The organism is Clostridiisalibacter paucivorans DSM 22131 (assembly GCF_000620125.1).
Lineage (GTDB): Bacteria > Bacillota > Clostridia > Tissierellales > Clostridiisalibacteraceae > Clostridiisalibacter > Clostridiisalibacter paucivorans.
Genome location: NZ_JHVL01000007.1, coordinates 14,090 through 31,816, shown reverse-complemented (window position 1 = coordinate 31,816; position 17,727 = coordinate 14,090). Strand labels below are relative to the sequence as shown.

Sequence of the window (17,727 nt, the reverse complement as noted above, 5' to 3'; positions counted from 1 at the left end):
CTAATTTTTTAGGACACTTCAAATGAGGTGTCTTTTTTCATGCCCAAAGAGGAGGAGGTGAGTCACAATGGCTGATAATTTTGGATTGAAGATTGGTGTGGAAGGCGAGAAGGAGTTCAAGAATGCCCTTAGAGATATCAATCGAAGCTTCAAGGTACTGGGTTCTGAAATGAATCTTGTTACCTCACAATTTGATAAGCAGGATAAGTCCATTCAGGCGATGACAGCAAGAAACAACGTGCTGAATAAAGAGATTGATGCTCAGAAAAATAAGATAGGTACCCTTGAAGCCGCTCTTAAAAATGCCTCCGACTCCTTTGGTGAGACCGATAGAAGAACGCAGAACTGGGCTATTCAACTTAATAATGCCAAGGCCGACCTCAACAAGATGGAAAATGAACTGGATAAGAATGTTCAGGCCATCGATGAGATGAATCAAGGCTTTAATGAAGCAGAGGATGGTGCAGGTGGATTAGCTGATGCTGTAAATCAAGCAGCCAATGAAACAGATGATGCCTCGGGGAAGTTTGAAAAACTGGGTGGCGTCTTAAAAGGAATCGGTGCAGCAATCGGAGCTACCGTCGTTGCCATTGGCTCTGCCGCAGTTGCTACAGGAGCAAGTCTCATTAAACTGGGCGATGAATATAATATGGCTGTCAATCAGATTTCAGCATCCACCGGGGCTACCGGTCAGGAACTGGAGGAGTTGGGCGAAGTCGCTCAAAATGTGTATAAGCATAACTTTGGCGATAGTTTAGAGGATGTGGCTAATGGCATATCTGAAGTGAAAAAGACGACCGGACTCATGGGCCAGGAGCTAGAAAAGGCAACAGAGTCTGGTTTTGCTTTAAGGGATACCTTTGGATTTGAACTTCAGGAATCTGCAAGAGCGGCAGGAGCCTTGATGAAGAACTTCGGAATCTCTTCTAAAGAAGCCTATAACATCATCGCAACGGGTGCTCAAAATGGTGCTGATAAAAACGGAGATTTACTTGATACATTAAATGAATACTCAAATCAGTACTCAGCCTTAGGATTAAGTGCAGATGAATTTATCGCAGGACTTATAGGTGGTGCCGAAGCAGGAGCCTTTAGTATCGATAAGATTGGTGATGCGGTCAAGGAGTTTAACATCCGGGCTAAAGACGGAAGCAAAGGAACCATTGAAGCTTTCACATCCCTTGGGTTTAATGCCGATGAAATGACTCAGAAGTTTGCCCAGGGTGGGGAAACGGCCAGTGATGCTTTTTATTCAGTAGTGGAAAAGTTGAATGAAATTGAGGATCCCATTCTTCGAAATACCGTCGGCGTTCAGCTCTTTGGTACTCAGTTTGAAGACCTTGAAGCGGGAGTCCTACCGGTCCTTGCTGGTATGAAAGACAGTACCATTGCAACAAAGGATGCGTTAAGTCAGATCACTGAAGTTAGATATGATAATCTTTCAGATGGATTTGAAGGTGTAAAACGATCCCTTCAAGGTGTGTTTTTACCAGCTGTTAGTGAAGTATCGGCAGGTATTACCGACTTATTCTCCGGTTTATCCAACGGAATCAATGAAGCAGATGGTGACTTTGAGAAGATTTCAGAGGTTATCGGAGAAACGGTGAGCGGTATTACCACGCTGATAACAGAGCAGCTTCCTCAGTTTGTTACCTTGGGATTGGACATCATTTTGGCTTTGGTTGGTTCTATCGTAGAAAATCTTCCTATGATCATCGACTCTGCTATGCAAATCGTGTTGACGCTCTTAACCGCACTTATTGAAGCTTTACCGCAGATTACAGAAGGGGCCTTATATCTTGTGATGGCTTTGGTGGATGGGATTATCGCCAATTTACCGGCTCTGGTTGAAGCAGCTCTTGTGATGATTGTGACCTTGGCCACAGGAATAGCAGAGGCACTTCCCGAGCTGATTCCATCCATTGTACAGGCGATTATTCTGATTGTGGAGACACTTATTGCTAACATGGACCAGATTTTGAACGCAGCTTTTCAGCTGATTCAGGGTTTGGCAACGGGTATTTTAAATGCCCTACCAGTATTAATTGAGGCTTTACCTCAGATCATCAGTAGCATTGTGAGCTTCTTAGCTGGAAACTATCCAAAGATTATCGAGAATGGGATTCAGCTGACCATTCAATTGGCAGCTGGACTGATCAGAGCGATTCCCCAGCTAGTGGCTCAACTTCCACAGATTATCACGGCTATTGTCACCGGTCTTGGTAGAGCAGTTCCTTCCATGAATGACGTGGGAAGAAATATTGCCAGAGGGTTATGGGATGGTATCTCATCCATGATTGGCTGGCTAAAGAGCAAAGTGGACAGTATGGTTGGCGGTATTGTGCGAGGCGTTAAGAGCGTTCTTGGAATCCGCTCACCTTCTAAAGTGTTCGCCGGTATTGGTGCCAACATGAGTGAGGGTATAGGCGAGGGCTTTACTGAAGCCATGAGTGGTGTGGAAAAGGATATGCAAGACACCATACCAACGGACTTTGATTTGGATCTGAATTCTCAAGTATCAGGGAGTCTTGGAGGTTCTGAAGGTGCAGTCTTTGATGTGACTATCCCACTTACCATCGATGGCAATATATTAACCCGTGTCATTGCCCAGCTTCAGTGGAACCAAAATACTGTCACCGTTAGAAATCTTGGAGTGGCTGGATCATAAAACAGAGAGGAGGGATGAGCCTTGATTGAAATCTATGCTGGAAGTACGCTTCTTCAAAGCATCAAAAAAGTCATGAGTGCTAATGTCAGAGAAACACTGGAAGGGGAATACACCCTTTCCTTCACGGTACTTGCAAAATCAGCACTGGCACTAAAAGTAAAACAGATCGCCAAGCTGGATGATCAGTATTTTGAAATTGTTCAGATATCAAAGAGTCTTCAGGGTAGCCTTCCTATCTGTTCAGTGATCTGCGAGCATGTCTCTTATGTCCTGAACCATGAGATGTATAACATCACGGAGTTTGATTTCACTGGAGATCCAGCTGCAGGACTTGCGCAGGTTCTTTCAGGAACCCCTTTTAGCGCGGGGATTGTAGATTTCACAGAAAGCGTCACCATGAAGATCAATCAGGAAGTCTCAAGAAGGGCTGCTCTGATGCAGTATATCGCCATCCTTGGTGGAGAAATCGAGTACGATGGTTACAATATCAACATTCGAAATCATAGGGGAAGTACCGACTATATCCCGGTGATGGATTCAAGGAACGTCACCAATGTGGCAGTATCCCATGATTCCAGGGAGAATGCTTCATCCTATAACATCTCATTCTTTAAGCTTTTGAACCTTGCTGTAGGAGATAATGTACAGATTGTTTTTACTCCCCTAGGAATCAACGTGAAGACTAGGATCATCTCCTTGGAATACAATCCCTTTTACCGGTACAACATTCGTGTAGAGGTCGGAAGATACAGACCCAGTATTTCAGATACCTTCTATCGGATAGAAAGTTCATTAAATAATGTGGGAAGCTCAGTGGATGACATTCAAACACAGGTGAATGACCTGGGAGTTTCCTATACCATCGTCTCTGATCTAGTGGTGACAGAAACAACCATTGATGTGACCTACACCGTTGAGAAGGGAGATACCCATCAATATCATGCCCAGTATCAATACACCACCGATAGTGGCGGAAGGATCACAAGCATTACCCTTGATAACATTTTCTCGGAGCTTCTCTTAAAGGAAGTCGCCACTTTAACAGTGGATATGATGAGTTTTTATATTGAATATGCAGACGGAACAACGGCAACATATAACTACGCCGTGGATAGCGGTGGACGAATCACCAGCGTCACGAAAGTATAAAGGAGGGCTAAATCCATGAGCTATGATCATATTTTCAATAATACCTTGGCCATCTGGACAGCCTTTGGTGGCAGGGGGGAAGTTCTCTTCACCATCCCAACACTCAGCTGGACCAAGAAATATTATAACAACTTTGGTTACACCCAATATGGCAGTGAGAAGCAGATTAACGTCTATGATAATGGCAATGCACAAATCGCAGTTTATTATGCAAAGACCCCTTATATGTCCTATTGGAATAAGACCACAAAGCAATGGACCGTTGTCAGCGTTCCTTGGTGGAGTCATGGACAGCCAGAAATTCTCTATGCGGCAGATGGTGTGTTTATCGCAAAGATTGTGGGCCTTGCCAATATCATCGCTTCCTTTGATGGCATCACATGGCATAATGCTGGATACTGTCCTGGTGCCTATAATGCCATGACCTGTGGGGCTTATGATATGGTCAGAGGCTCTGGTATCGTCAGTTGGTGGTACTACAAATCACCGGTCTATTACAGCTTTGACTCATTAGAGGAAAGAACCGCATGGACCTTGGTTGGATCTGATGGAACTTCAGTCCCCATCTTTAAATACTTGACCACCCATAAGGGAAACTTTGTTGGCGTGGTTGGAGGCGACAAATCAATCGCAATAGCTAGTTCAGCAAGTCCTGGTCTTTGGACCACGACCATACCAGAGGATGTGAACGACACCCGATATATGTTTATCCGGTCCGTGAATGATGTCCTCTTTGTGATGAAGTTCAACTACACCAATGTGGGCGGCGATTACACCTACTACGTGAAACTATGCGTGATGAGTGATGATGCTACGCAGATTACAGAGACGAATCTTTCCTGGGTAGGGGATCTGGCCAACAACAATATCCCGAATCCAAGGAACATCATCTGGATGGAGGACTGGGGGAAGTTTGCCCTTCTGAAAGAGAGTATGCTCTGCGTCTCCAATGATGGACTGTACTGGGAGGGGGTTGAACAGCCAGGTTTCACAACAACTCAGTATGACACCTTTGATGGTGCTATGTATATTCCTGGCGATGGGTTCTATGCAAAAGCAAGTGGTTATGTGTATTACGCACCGTATTAATGAAAACTATGACGTCCTTCACCGGGCGTCTTTTTATATACACAAATTTACGAAAGTGAGGGAAAAACAATGAGAGATATTTGGAACATTGTTCAGATGATATTTGCAGCTGTGGGTGGATGGTTGGGCTACTTTTTGGGAGGTTACGATGGGTTTTTGTATGCTTTGATTGCCTTTGTGGTAATCGACTATTTACTTGGAGTCATGTGTGCTGTGTTAGAAAAACACTTATCCAGTGATGTAGGCGCTAGGGGTATTTTCAAGAAAGTAGTGATCTTTTCTCTGGTGGGTGTGGCACACATCATTGACCAGAACATCATAGGAGATGGCAGTGCCATTAGAACAGCAGTGATTTTCTTTTATCTATCTAACGAAGGGATCAGCATCATTGAAAATGCCACAAGACTGGGATTACCAATTCCAGAGAAGCTCAAAGACATCCTAGAGCAGCTAAAAGATGGAGGCGATAAGGATGGCACTAAGTAATTTGAAGACAAAGTACATGACCAGAAATGATTGCTATACAGCTGGGAGAAAGATTACGCCTGAAGGCATCATGGTTCATTCCACTGCCACACCGGGCGTGATGGCTTCTGATTGGTTCAGCAGATGGAATAAATCCTACAAGTCTGGTGAAATCAATAGACAGGTCTGTGTCCATGCCTTCCTGGATGATAAGGAAATCTGCCAGTACCTGCCTTGGAACCACAGAGGCTGGCATGCAGGCGGCAAAGCAAATGATACCCACATCGGTTTTGAGATATGTGAGCCGGGTGGGTTTTCTTATTCTAAAAATCAGATGGTAGGCTATGATGTGAAGAAAAATGAAGCCTACTTTAGAAAAGCATGGCAGAATGCAGTAGCCCTATGTGTTCATCTCTGCAAAAAGTACGGTCTGACTGAAAAGGACATCCTTAGCCATGCAGAAGGAAACAAGAAAGGGATCGCATCTAATCATTCAGATGTGGGTCACTGGTTCCCAAAGCATGGAGAGAATATGGATACCTTTAGAGCTGCAGTAAAGAAGGCACTGGAGAATGTAGGTGAGGCCAAAGAAGGCTTTGAAGCAGGTGATATTGTTGAAATCAAAGCGACTGCCAGAACCTATTATCCCGGCGGTCCTATCATTCCAAACTGGGTGAAATGGAACTATCACTTAATCACCCAGGATGTGTTTAATGGAAAACCTGTGATCAAAGGCGGCAAGGAATGTGTTCTTCTTGGAAAAACTATTCTGAAAAGCACCATGGGTGAGAAGGCCGGTATTATGACGTGGGTTGATAAAGACAATCTTGAAATGGTCAGTGCTGGTGTGGAGGTCGAACCGGAGAATGAATCTGGTAATAAATACTACCGGGTGCAGGTGGGAGCCTTCAATGACAAGAAGAATGCAGAGGCCCTCATGGCCCGTCTAAAGAAGGCAGGATTTGATGCCTACATGAAATATGATTAGGAAAAAATCGCAAAATTGTAGCCGGTGTTATCTCTATAGCATCGGCTTATTTTTATCCCTATATATAGTAGAAATGACTTGATAAATACCTGTTTATGAGTGATATATGTAATACGCTACAAAGCTTGAAACCTTTGATTTTAAGGGAATTCAGGCATTATTATTTTTTACCCTTTGCATGAAAAAATTTATGCCGCGTGATGCGAAATAAGGGATAAAAAGAAAGGAGGAAAAGACGATGAATCGAGCAAGAGTTCAGGTAGTACCGGTTCAGCAACCTAGCGTTTCCGTGATAAATAATGTTGATTTACACACAAGCATGGGACATGTAAAACCACATAAACCTAGAGTGGCATCATACTGCAGAGTAAGTTCTGAAGAAGAACTTCAGCTAGGATCCCTTGAAAACCAAATCATTCATTACACCAATTACATTAGATCAAAACCTGAGTGGCTTTATGCAGGAGTCTATTCAGATAAAGGTAAGTCAGGAACGGATATGTCCAAGCGAACAGGCTTTAATCGGATGATTAGAAAGGCGATGAATGGAGAAATTGATATCATCATTTGTAAGTCTATTTCTAGATTTGCCCGTAATGTTGTGGATACGCTGGATATTGTGAGACAGCTTACTGAAAAGGGCGTCCAGGTCATCTTCGAAAAAGAGAGACTGAACACCAAAGACATAACCAGTTCACTACTAATAAAGATTTTGGCCACATTTGCAGAAGAAGAGAGCCGGAGTACTTCAGAAAATATTGAATGGGCTTTGAGAAAACGGTTTGAAAGAGGTGAGGTGGTTGCGGCTCAACTCTTTGGTTATAAGACGAAGAAAAACAAGGAGTGGGAGATTGTTGAAAAAGAAGCGGCCATAGTAAGAGAAGCCTATGCAATGTTTCTTTCTGGCTATAATCTGACAGATATTGCTCAGCATTTCATTCGTAGAGGATACAAGAAGCGCTCCGGAGAGATTGATTGGACTGCCTCTAATATCAGTAGCTTCCTAACAAACGAAAGATATTGTGGAGATGCTCTTAGTAGAAAAACATGTACTTTAGATTTTAGATCTCATAAGACAGTAGTTAATAGGGGACATAAGCCTCAGTATTATGTTGAGGACCATCATGAAGGGATTGTGTCAAAAGAAGATTTTCAAAAGGTCCAGGAGATTATGAATGAGAACAAAACCACCCAATCAAATAAAGGAAGATACAAACGCTCCGCTATTACCAGCAGAATTGTCTGTGCCAGCTGTGGAAAGAACTATCATCGCTTCGGTCAGAAGGGGAAAATAACCAGATGGCGATGTTCGTCAAATGCAAAGAGCGGACTTTTATGCAAGGCTCAACCTATTGAGGAGACTAAGATAGAAGAGCTTCTTATAGAAGGTTTTGAAAAACGTTATGGCATGGATCAGAGAACAAATGATGGCTTGCTGATTAAACAGCTTATAAAAGAGTTATCAAGTGCAGAAACAGTAAGAGAAAGAGAGCAGAATTTGTTGAGGGTGGAGCTTGAAAAGTGCCTGATTGCTGAAAACAATGCTATCTTAAAAAATCTAGATGTAGAAGACATCAAGGCTAAAAGAAAAGAAGTAGAAGAAACAATCGCTGAAAAAACAAAGTTATGGGAGGCTTTTGACAAAGACCATGTCTTTAGAGAAGCATCCTTAAATAAGCTTAAAACCCTCAAGGGTTCAGATAAAGCCATTTATAAAATACTAGATATCTCTTTTATAAGAGCGTGGGTGATTCACATTACAGTGGAGTCACCTTTTTTATTTACCATTAAGTGGATTGATGGAGAAGAAACCGTTGTCGGTCAATTTAGAGGGGGGATGTACTATGACGCAAAATAGAAACTCTTCAGCGATGAATCCTCGAGTTCGGGTAATCCCTGCGAATATGAACATGCAAAGAAGAGGGGAAGGAGAAGAAGAACCAAAGGTTAAAGTTGCAGCCTATGCAAGGGTGTCAACTCTTGAAGAAGAGCAACAGTCAAGTTATCAGCTTCAGGTTTCCTATTTTGAAGAATACATTGAAAGAAAACCGGACTGGGAACTTTATAAAGTGTACAGTGACGAGGGTGTAACAGGAACAAATACAAAGTACCGAACCGGCTTTAACCAGATGATTAAGGATGCTAAAGAAGGGAAATTTGACTACATCATCACCAAATCCATAAGCCGATTTGCACGAAATACTTTAGACTGTCTGACTTATGTGAGGATGCTTAAAAACCTAGACAAACCTGTGGGAATTATATTCGATAAAGAGGGAATTAACACATTGGATTCCCAATCAGAAACGATTCTGGTTGTCATCGCAAGCGTTATGGAGGAAGAAAGTAGAACCATAAGCGCCAATGTAAGCTGGGGTGTTCAGAAGAGATTTTCAAGAGGAATACCACACATACCGACAACCTATTTTCTCGGCTACGATGAGGATGAGGAAGGCAATCTAATCATTAATGAAGAAGAAGCCAAGATTGTAAGAAGAATATATCGAGAGTTTCTAAGCGGGAAAGGAACACCACTTATTGCCAAGGGGCTAACCAAGGATAAAGTAAAAACCGCTAGGGGAAACACCAAATGGACCAGCGATTCGGTTCTCAAGCTGATAAAAAATGAAAAATTCTGTGGTCATGCACTGTGCCAGAAGTCAGTTACTCTAGACCCTTTAACCCATAAGCGGGTGAGAAATAAAAACCACAAACCACAGTATTTCATACGAAACAATCACCCACCGATTATTTCAGAGGAAGATTGGAATGCGGCTCAGAAGGAGCTGGAACGCAGAAGTAGAATGCGCCATGATCCAGATGGGAAGTACCGAAGATGCTACAGCAACACAGCTCCTTTTTCTAACATGCTATTTTGTGGGGAGTGCGGGGTTCCGGTGCACAGAAGACGCCTTACCTCAAAGAAAAATGGCCAATCCTATAAATTCACGGTATGGCAGTGCAGGGTATCAGCGATGAAAATGGAAGCGGATTATGAATGCCATACAAAGTATATATGGGAAGAAGTCATTGAAAGAGCTTACAATGAGATGCTTCTGAAAATGACAAAAGAAATCGACCAGATTCGAATGGAAGGTGAAGCGGCCATAAGAGAGGTCAGCCTATCTGAAGAAGAAAATGCACGATTAGAAGAAGTCGAAGAAATCATTGACCGAATCAGCGATCAAATTACTGAAATGTCTATGAGAGAGAGTATCACCAATGACCCAATTTATGACGCCACCCTTAGAAATCTCATTTACGAGTCTCAAATTTACCAACAAGAACATGAAAACCTCCTGAAGAATAAAGAAGAAAGTATCTTCATGAAGAAGAACCTGGATATTCTTATTGAGTATCTACAGGGGCTGCAAGACTTCGAAACCTTCGATGCAAAAATGTTTAGAGAGACTGTTGAACGGGGTCTTATCTATGATGATTACCAAATGGAGTTTATCTTTAAATGTGGGGTCAAGCGAAAGGCCCTCGGCTGGAGGAGAGGAAAGGACCCGGTGGAACCGCTGGGTTTAGATACTCTTTAGAAAATAGATTCCTAAGCATTAGTAAGAAACTGAATACCTAGTGTACTTAAAATACTCCTTTGACCATTAGAGATTGTACTTGCAATATGTTTCATACAGAGGGAACATACCAACAAGCGTAATCTTTATGAGGAAAGGAGTTTTTTAAATGGACCAAAGAGATAAGGCCATGTGGGTACACACACTGTGGGATCCGCTGGACGAGATGCATCAAAGTCCACTAAACAGCAAGAAAGAAGGTATCAGAGTTGCAGCTTACTGCAGAATCAGTAAGGGGAACACCAATTACAGATCCCTTGAAAATCAAGTGAGCTATTACAGCAACTACATCTACAATAAACCAAATTGGAAATTTGTCGGAGTGTATATCGATAATCAAATATCCGGTGGAACCATCGAACACCGAAATGGATTCAAGCGAATGCTTCGTCATGCCAGGGAAGGAAAGATCGATCTAATTCTTACAAAAAGCATATCCAGATTTTCAAGAAACACAAAGGAAATCTTAGAAGTGCTTCAACAGTTAAAAGAAAGTGGCACAACTGTATATTTTGAACGTGAAGGCGTGGAGGTTTCTAAGGGTCTGAGTTCACTGGTCTTAGAGACTCATGCAGCCATGGCCCAAGATTTCATCGAAGGGGTTTCAAACCTTGTGAAGTTTTCTTATCAGAAACGCCTGAATGAAGGACGACCTTACTTTCATGAGATGTACGGCTATGATTTAGTTGAGCCAGGTGGCAAAGACATGGTGAAGATTAATGAAGAGGAAGCAGAAGTAGTTAGGTGGATTTTTAATCAGTTTATTGGTGGCGCCACTTATGCTGATATCACTAGAGAACTTATACATCGAGGAATTAAAACAAAAAAGGGAAATGATCGGTGGGCCCATACACAAATTAGAAAAATCATTAATGCGATAGCCTATACAGGAAACAAAAGGGCAAAGGCACAAACCAAGGACCTTTTTACAGGAAAGATTACTGGCAGCGGTCCATATAAGGAGCAATATTTAATTGAAAATAGTCATCCGGCGATAATATCCATGGATGTATTTAATAGAGCTCAGGCGAGGGTTGAGAAAAACAAGAGAACTAAAAAGCAAATCAGAACGCCAATAAGTAACCCGCTGAAATATAGAGTATTTTGTGGTCGATGCGGAAAATTGGTGCGAAGAAAAAATGACTATAGATATGGATGTGCCTATACCAATGCCAGCGTGAAGCTTTGTGATTTAGAACTTATAAAAACTTATGACCTTGTTGCTATGGGGTTAAGAGGCTTGTTCAAACGCATGATGGGGTTAACCATTATTGCAACTAAGAACAGAAAAAACATCACATATGAAATGGTAGATCCCCTTGGCAGAAGTGAGAAGACTTTAAAAGAAGATTTTCGTCTGATGCTTAGGGATCTTGAGAGAATCCTCATCAGGGTCAACCAGAATGACCATTTTGAATTTCAGCGCCTAAAGTATTTTACTGACATCGAAATTGCCAAAAGGCAGAATCAGATAGAGCTGATTAAACGGCTAGAAGATGAATATTCCTCTTTTGAAGACAAGGTTGGACGTATTGAAGATGATAGAGAGTATCGAAATGATGCTCTTGTTTGGTTAAAGACCATAAGGGGCATAGACCATTTTATTAATGCTGCAACCATTGAAATGGTTAGAGCGTGGATGACAAAACTGACAATCTATTCAGGGTCAGCTTATGTTATCGAGTGGATTGATGAAAAAACAACGACGATTGGGCAAGAAGAAATTCCTGGTGTAGTAGAAGCTGCAGAAAACAAACGATTAGAAAGGGAAAGCCGACTAAAGAAACAAGAGAAACCTTTATTAAATGATCTTATTAACTTTGAAGCTGCAGAAGATTCTTTAAAAGATAATGAAAATTCTAAAGCCTGGAGAAAGGAGGAACTCTTAGTGGAAGCAACAGCGATAACAGCAGACTCAAAGAGTCTGGCTAAAATAAACAACAAGAATATACCTATGCGCGACGTGGTTGTCCTTGAGCGTGGATTAAGTATTAAAGACATAGGTGATTTAAAGAAGAATATTCTTAAGAACAGGATGAGCCAGCTCAAGCAGGAAGAAAAGAAGAAACTGAGGGTTGCAGCGTACTGCAGAGTATCAACAGAGATGGATGAGCAAAAGCTCTCTCTGCAAACCCAGCTTGCATACTATAACTACAAAATACTTTCGAATCCTTTATGGGAGCTTGCTGGAATCTATGCAGATGAAGGGGTATCAGGAACTATAACCGAGCGCAGGGATGATTTTAATCGGATGATTGAAGACGCGAAAAAAGGTAAGATCGATATGATCATTACAAAATCCATCTCTCGATTCAGTAGGAATGTGGTTGATGTTTTGGGAACATTAAAGACGCTCCATGAGTTAGAACCTGCTTGTGTATGCTACTTTGAAAAAGAAAACTTGAAGAGCAATGATCCAAACTCTTCATTAATATTATCGCTAATGGCGACCGTCGCAGAAGAAGAGATTGTTTCCTTATCCAATAGCATCACCTGGGGTGTGCAAAGTCTTGCTCAAAGAGGAACCATCAGTAGAAGGACAGATATGTATGGATACACCATTGATAAGAACAGGGAGTGGCACATTGTTGAGGAAGAGGCAGAAGCGGTTCGATTGATGTATCAATTATTCATAGAAGGTAAAAATATTTTTGAGATTGTTGAACATCTAAATGAGCTGGGGATAAAGAGTCCAAAGGGCAGTGACTATTGGAGTTACAATACGATCCGAGAAATATTGAGAAATGAAAAGTATCTCGGTGATTATGAATTTCAAAAATACTACACGAAGGTTGCCGGGAGCGTACGAAAAGCCAATAATGGCCAGGTTCCAAAGTATTATATTGAGGAACATCATCAGGCCATCATTGATTGAGAGACATTTGAAAATGCACAAAAGGTTTTCGAAGATAGGAAAAGGAACCCTGTTAAGAATGAGAGGAAAGACGGGACAGCAGGTAGAGAAATGTATTATAAGAAGTTCACTTGTGCTGAATGTGGCCATGTAGTAGCAAGATACAGAAGCACCACCTATTATTCCAGAGAAGGAAGTGCATGGCGATGTTTTAACTCTTTTCAAAAACTAGGATCGACATGTAATGTGTCCATATCATTTGACGAAAGGTATATGGATTACTGCTTTGTAGATACACTAAGGAAAATCAAAACCAGCGAAGGCTTCAGGCATCAGATAAAAGCGCATTTGAGAAAATTGGATTTAACGGAAAATGAACTGCAGCATAAAGAGCACCTTGAAAAGCAAATGGAAGCATTAAATCAAGAGCTTTATAAGGCGGTTGATACAGAGATTCAAAAGAACGGTAAAAACACACAACTGATCAACCAGATAACGGACGATATCATTCAATTGAGGGAGCAGCACTACAAGTACATTGAGCGATTAGAACAGTTAGAGGAGGATAAAGAACGGTTGGAGAAACTTCTGAAATACTGCGAAAAGATGAAACCTGTCTCTTTAAAAACCTTTCACAATATGAGGCCACGAATCAAACCGGGAGATAGTGTATATTCCAAGACCAACAGCGCAAGAGATGTTTCATACATGGACTTAGAAGGAGAAGACCACTTCCCTGAAGAAGTTTTTATTGAGCATGTGTTGAGCGCAACCATTGATAAAGCAGGGGAGATCAAGTTTAAATTTGCAGAGGGTGTAGAGTTTGGTTCGGGGTTAGACTATGAGAAGTACAAAGAGCGGTTTGAAAAACAAAAGAAGAAAATCCAAATGGAGGAGCTTTTAATTTCTGATGAAGTTCAAAAGGTGAAAGAGTTCTGTAAAGAGGCTAAAATGCCGAAGCATATCCGATGTCATTTGGGCATTAAGAGTGATAATTCTTATAGAAAGAGAATCCATGAACCCCTTCAAAAATCAGGGAAGTTGATATTAGATCCATCAAGAGAAACTACAAAAGGTTGGTATGTGTGGAATGATAATGATTGAATACTTAATGTTAAGGAGGATTGTGCTATTGCAAGAAAAGTGAAGGCCTATTGAATGGCAAACGTCATTTCTGTTCCCCTTGTGATTATTGACATTGAATGGTAAAATATAAAAGAGAACCTATGTACATCATAGATATGTGAAAGTTGAAATAATCAATATATCAAAGCACGGTTAGAGTAGATGAATACTACTTATGAAGGCACAATTGATGTATGTGCCTTCTAGTTTTATATATTAAACACATCAAGAAAGTGGGTGAATCCGCATGGCAACAATTGAACAAGTAAAAGCTTTGATAAGAGCGCATTTTGATAGTAATGATGAGAAATTTAAGACAGTTGTTTTGCAAATTGCGGCTCACGAGGCAAAGGTTGGGCATACAGCCAGTGCCAGAGAAATCAAAGATATTATTCAAAATCCTAAATATCTTAGTAAAAGCAAAGTTGTTAAGCTAAATAATCGCTTGGATATTTTAGAGCAACGAATGATTAACGTAACGCTCTCGGATTTAATTGTGTCGTCTGAAATCGAGGATAAAATAAAGCGTGTGATCAACGAATATCATAAGAAAGACATTCTGAGAAAGAACGGTCTTATGAATCGATCAAAAGTTTTACTTGCTGGAGATCCTGGAACCGGTAAAACAATGACGGCTTCAGTAATAGCTAATGAACTATATTTACCTCTTTATATTATTCAGTTTGATAGATTGATTACTAAATATATGGGGGAAACAAGTGCAAAGCTAAGGCAAGTATTTGACCATATTAAAGAGATTCGTGGAGTGTACTTATTTGACGAATTTGATGCAATTGGATCGGATAGAAGCTTAGATAATGACGTTGGGGAAATGAGAAGAATACTGAATTCGTTTCTACAGAATCTGGAAGATGATGAATCATATAGTATTATTATTGCTGCAACGAATAACCCAAATATTTTAGATAAAGCTTTATTCAGAAGATTTGATGATGTTATGGAATACAAAAATCCTGATGCAGAACAAATTACAAGATTATTTAAAATGAAGCTTCATGGGAAAGCATCCAATGATATTTTCTCGGAAGATGTATATAAAAAGGCTTTAGGGTTGAATCACGCAGATATTGTGAAAGCCTGCGAAGATGCTGTCAAATACTCAATTTTGGAAGACACCATTATTACTAAAGAGATCCTAATGAACTTCATAAAAGATAGGAAGAATTACTATAAATATAAGGAGGCTTAAGAGATAAATGGAATCAGGATTAAGCAACTTATATGTAAATAAAACCGGAGAAAGCTTCGATTATATACCTGCTAATGGTGGAGGTGGAACAGAAAACAGTCCGCCTCGCATTAGCAGACTAAGCCATGCAGAGCGACTTGAGAATGATTTGAGAAGGGCTTGGGATCTAGCAGAAGAAAGTCAAGAAGATGTTGGTGTTGTTTCAGTTTCTTCAAGGCATGGAGTTTATTTAGAAATTAAGGGTCAAGCAGGATATGACCTAATAACAAAAAGTTTAGAGCACGTAGGGCAACACGTTAGAATATGCAATATTAAGACGGAAGAAGATAGTGAAAATAAGAAAATTGTAAGTTCAACTGTCTACGTCCCTGAAAATAAAAGGGATTTTTTTATTAAGAAAATCAATAAATACAAAGAAACAGAAAATGCTGAAAAAGTCATCGGGACAATAGAGAGTATTAATCTTGCTTATGTAGATGCACTTTGGATGAGTGACAAAAGCAAGATGCCAACGACTGTTCCGCAGTGGTGTGAAGTCTGGCTAATGTATGAAACAAAAGAAGACATTGAAGAAATCCAGGCGGAGTTCTTTAAGATTTGCGAAGAAAAAAGTATTGAATACAAAAATCAGAGAATCATTTTTCCTGAGCGTTTAGTTTTAGCGGTAAAAGCGAATAAACAGCAGTTGTCTGAGTTGCAGTGGCTAAGCTCACGGATAGCAGAGTTTAGAATAATAGTAACCCCGGCAGGTTTTTTTGAAGACTTATCAGAATGGGAGCAAAGAGATTTTGTAAAAGATTTAGCAGAGCGTCTAGATATTTCAGCCCGTTCTAATACATCAGTATGTATTCTTGATACAGGGGTAAATAATGGTCATGGTTTATTGGCTCCATTATTATCGGATGAAGATATGCATTCTGTTGATTTGGATAAAGGTGTTTATGACAGAAATAAACATGGAACAATGATGGCTGGAATTGCTGCATACTATACCCTTGAGGATAAACTTGAAAGTTCCGATCCCGTTATAATTAATCACTTCTTAGAATCTGTCAAGTTATTTGATAAAGAAGACGACAACGAAAAAGACTTATACGGTTATGTGACTGAGAATGCTATTAATCTAGCTCAAATCCAAAATCCGGAAACAAATAGATCGATTTGTATGGCTGTCACTGCAAAGTCAAATGCAATTGAAAATGATGGTAGACCATCTTCTTGGTCAGGTGCAATTGATTCAGTTATCTCTGGTGCGAATGATATCGGTTCATCTGATGTAGGGAGGAAGCTTATGTTTGTTTCTGCTGGAAATACTCACATGTCTGAAATTAAAGAATCGGGAGATGTTCTAACGGCTGTTAGAAATCATACAATTGAGGATCCCGGACAATCCTGGAACGCTATAACGGTAGGAGCTTATACAGAAAAGTATCAGATACCTGAAGAATATTCCGATAATTATCAACCAGTTGTTGAACCTGGTAACTTTTCCCCGTTTACATCAAGTTCGATCATGTGGCGCGAAAAGTGGCCAATTAAACCTGATATTGTTTTAGAAGGTGGGAATTTAGTTTATGATGAAGCTACTGATTTTTATTCTGATCTACCAGATTTACAACTTTTAACTACCAGTAAAGATTTTCAAACGGGGAAGTCATTTGATGTAATTAGCATGACAAGTTCCGCAACAGCACAGGCGGCATGGATAGGTGCAAATATTCAACACCAGTATCCAGAGCTGTGGCCAGAAACTGTAAGAGCACTAATCATTCATTCGGCAGAATGGACTGACGCTATGAAAAAAGCTACATTTGAAAACTCGGTTCCTAAAAGATCTGATTATAGAAACTTAATGAGAATTTGTGGCTATGGCGTACCGAACCTCTCAAAAGCAATCTGGAGTGCATCAAATAGAGTTAATCTGATAATTGAAGATGAAATCCAACCTTTTCAAAAAAAGGGGAGCGGTAACCCCACATCAAAAGAAATGCACATTCATAAAATTCCTTGGCCGGATGATGTATTATTAGGCTTGGAGGATGAAACCGTAAGAATGCGAGTAACATTGTCATATTTTGTTGAGCCTGGACCTGGAGAAATTGGATGGAAAGATAAATATAGATATCCTTCTTGTGGACTTCAATTTGATGTGAATAATTCCACAGAAGATAACGAGAATTTCTTGAAAAGAATAAACAAAGCTATCAGAGATGATGAAGAAGATAGAGGCGATGTAAAAAATGATAGCAATCGCTGGGTGATTGGTACATCAAATAGAAACGTTGGTTCCATTCATTCTGACATATGGGAGGGAACAGCGAGTGACTTAAGCCAGAGCAACAAAATAGCTGTGTATCCGATAACAGGGTGGTGGAAATCTAGAACGAATTTAAAAAAGTTCAATTCAAAAATCAGGTATTCATTAGTTGTGAGTATTGAAGCTCCAGAAGTTGAAATTGATTTGTATAATGTAATTAAGAATAAGATTGAAACAGAAATCAATGTTGAAAACAGAACCACAGTCACTACTGAAATTACTTATTGAGAATCCGGATAATAAACATCCGTTTTGTACTTCACAAAACTGAACAAAGATGA

11 protein-coding genes are annotated in these 17,727 nt (G+C 40.4%); all 11 read left to right on the top strand.

All coding sequences use genetic code 11. From position 1 onward, the window contains the following. Window positions 1–67 precede the first annotated feature (67 nt). The 11 genes from Q326_RS0104515 (at window position 68) to Q326_RS16665 (ending at window position 17,674) form a co-directional block, all read left to right on the top strand. Entirely contained in the window at window positions 68–2,668 is a 2,601-nt protein-coding gene (locus tag Q326_RS0104515; RefSeq protein ID WP_026894286.1) for a phage tail tape measure protein, read from the top strand. Window positions 2,669–2,689: 21 nt separating this feature from the next. Next, a complete protein-coding gene (locus Q326_RS0104510) occupies window positions 2,690–3,817 on the top strand; it encodes a phage tail protein (protein WP_026894285.1) in 1,128 nt (375 codons plus the stop codon). Between the two features lie 15 nt (window positions 3,818–3,832). Next, window positions 3,833–4,906 carry a hypothetical protein gene (locus Q326_RS0104505; RefSeq protein WP_026894284.1) on the top strand — a complete coding sequence of 358 codons (1,074 nt, stop codon included), beginning with the start codon at window positions 3,833–3,835 and terminating at the stop codon, window positions 4,904–4,906. 69 nt (window positions 4,907–4,975) lie between these two features. After that, window positions 4,976–5,392, top strand: a complete 417-nt coding sequence (locus Q326_RS0104500; RefSeq protein ID WP_026894283.1) for a phage holin family protein — start codon at window positions 4,976–4,978, stop codon at window positions 5,390–5,392. Next, a complete protein-coding gene (locus Q326_RS0104495; RefSeq protein WP_026894282.1) occupies window positions 5,379–6,359 on the top strand; it encodes an N-acetylmuramoyl-L-alanine amidase in 981 nt (326 codons plus the stop codon). The genes Q326_RS0104500 and Q326_RS0104495 overlap by 14 nt, the downstream gene beginning before the upstream one ends. A 238-nt stretch (window positions 6,360–6,597) precedes the next feature. Further along, window positions 6,598–8,217, top strand: a complete 1,620-nt coding sequence (locus Q326_RS16675) for a recombinase family protein (protein ID WP_051531137.1) — start codon at window positions 6,598–6,600, stop codon at window positions 8,215–8,217. Next, window positions 8,204–9,901 (top strand): recombinase family protein, encoded by a 1,698-nt coding sequence (locus tag Q326_RS16670; RefSeq protein ID WP_051531132.1) that lies wholly within the window; start codon window positions 8,204–8,206, stop codon window positions 9,899–9,901. The genes Q326_RS16675 and Q326_RS16670 overlap by 14 nt, the downstream gene beginning before the upstream one ends. Before the next feature lie 148 nt (window positions 9,902–10,049). Next, window positions 10,050–12,815 (top strand): recombinase family protein, encoded by a 2,766-nt coding sequence (locus Q326_RS0104480; RefSeq protein ID WP_026894281.1) that lies wholly within the window; start codon window positions 10,050–10,052, stop codon window positions 12,813–12,815. Between the two features lie 90 nt (window positions 12,816–12,905). Beyond that, window positions 12,906–13,898, top strand: coding sequence for a hypothetical protein (locus Q326_RS0104475; RefSeq protein WP_026894280.1), 993 nt, complete (start codon window positions 12,906–12,908; stop codon window positions 13,896–13,898). A gap of 268 nt (window positions 13,899–14,166) precedes the next feature. Next, window positions 14,167–15,129 (top strand): AAA family ATPase, encoded by a 963-nt coding sequence (locus Q326_RS0104470; RefSeq protein ID WP_026894279.1) that lies wholly within the window; start codon window positions 14,167–14,169, stop codon window positions 15,127–15,129. A 7-nt stretch (window positions 15,130–15,136) separates the two neighbouring features. Beyond that, window positions 15,137–17,674 (top strand): S8 family peptidase, encoded by a 2,538-nt coding sequence (locus Q326_RS16665; protein WP_051531130.1) that lies wholly within the window; start codon window positions 15,137–15,139, stop codon window positions 17,672–17,674. Window positions 17,675–17,727 lie beyond the last annotated feature (53 nt).

Bases quoted from the DNA above. Each gene is read 5' to 3' on its own strand.
- Q326_RS0104515 (WP_026894286.1), top strand. From the start codon at position 68: ATGGCTGATAATTTTGGATTGAAGATTGGTGTGGAAGGCGAGAAGGAG.
- Q326_RS0104505 (WP_026894284.1), top strand. From the start codon at position 3,833: ATGAGCTATGATCATATTTTCAATAATACCTTGGCCATCTGGACAGCC.
- Q326_RS0104500 (WP_026894283.1), top strand. From the start codon at position 4,976: ATGAGAGATATTTGGAACATTGTTCAGATGATATTTGCAGCTGTGGGT.
- Q326_RS0104495 (WP_026894282.1), top strand. From the start codon at position 5,379: ATGGCACTAAGTAATTTGAAGACAAAGTACATGACCAGAAATGATTGC.
- Q326_RS16675 (WP_051531137.1), top strand. From the start codon at position 6,598: ATGAATCGAGCAAGAGTTCAGGTAGTACCGGTTCAGCAACCTAGCGTT.
- Q326_RS16670 (WP_051531132.1), top strand. From the start codon at position 8,204: ATGACGCAAAATAGAAACTCTTCAGCGATGAATCCTCGAGTTCGGGTA.
- Q326_RS0104480 (WP_026894281.1), top strand. From the start codon at position 10,050: ATGGACCAAAGAGATAAGGCCATGTGGGTACACACACTGTGGGATCCG.
- Q326_RS0104475 (WP_026894280.1), top strand. From the start codon at position 12,906: ATGTATTATAAGAAGTTCACTTGTGCTGAATGTGGCCATGTAGTAGCA.
- Q326_RS0104470 (WP_026894279.1), top strand. From the start codon at position 14,167: ATGGCAACAATTGAACAAGTAAAAGCTTTGATAAGAGCGCATTTTGAT.
- Q326_RS16665 (WP_051531130.1), top strand. From the start codon at position 15,137: ATGGAATCAGGATTAAGCAACTTATATGTAAATAAAACCGGAGAAAGC.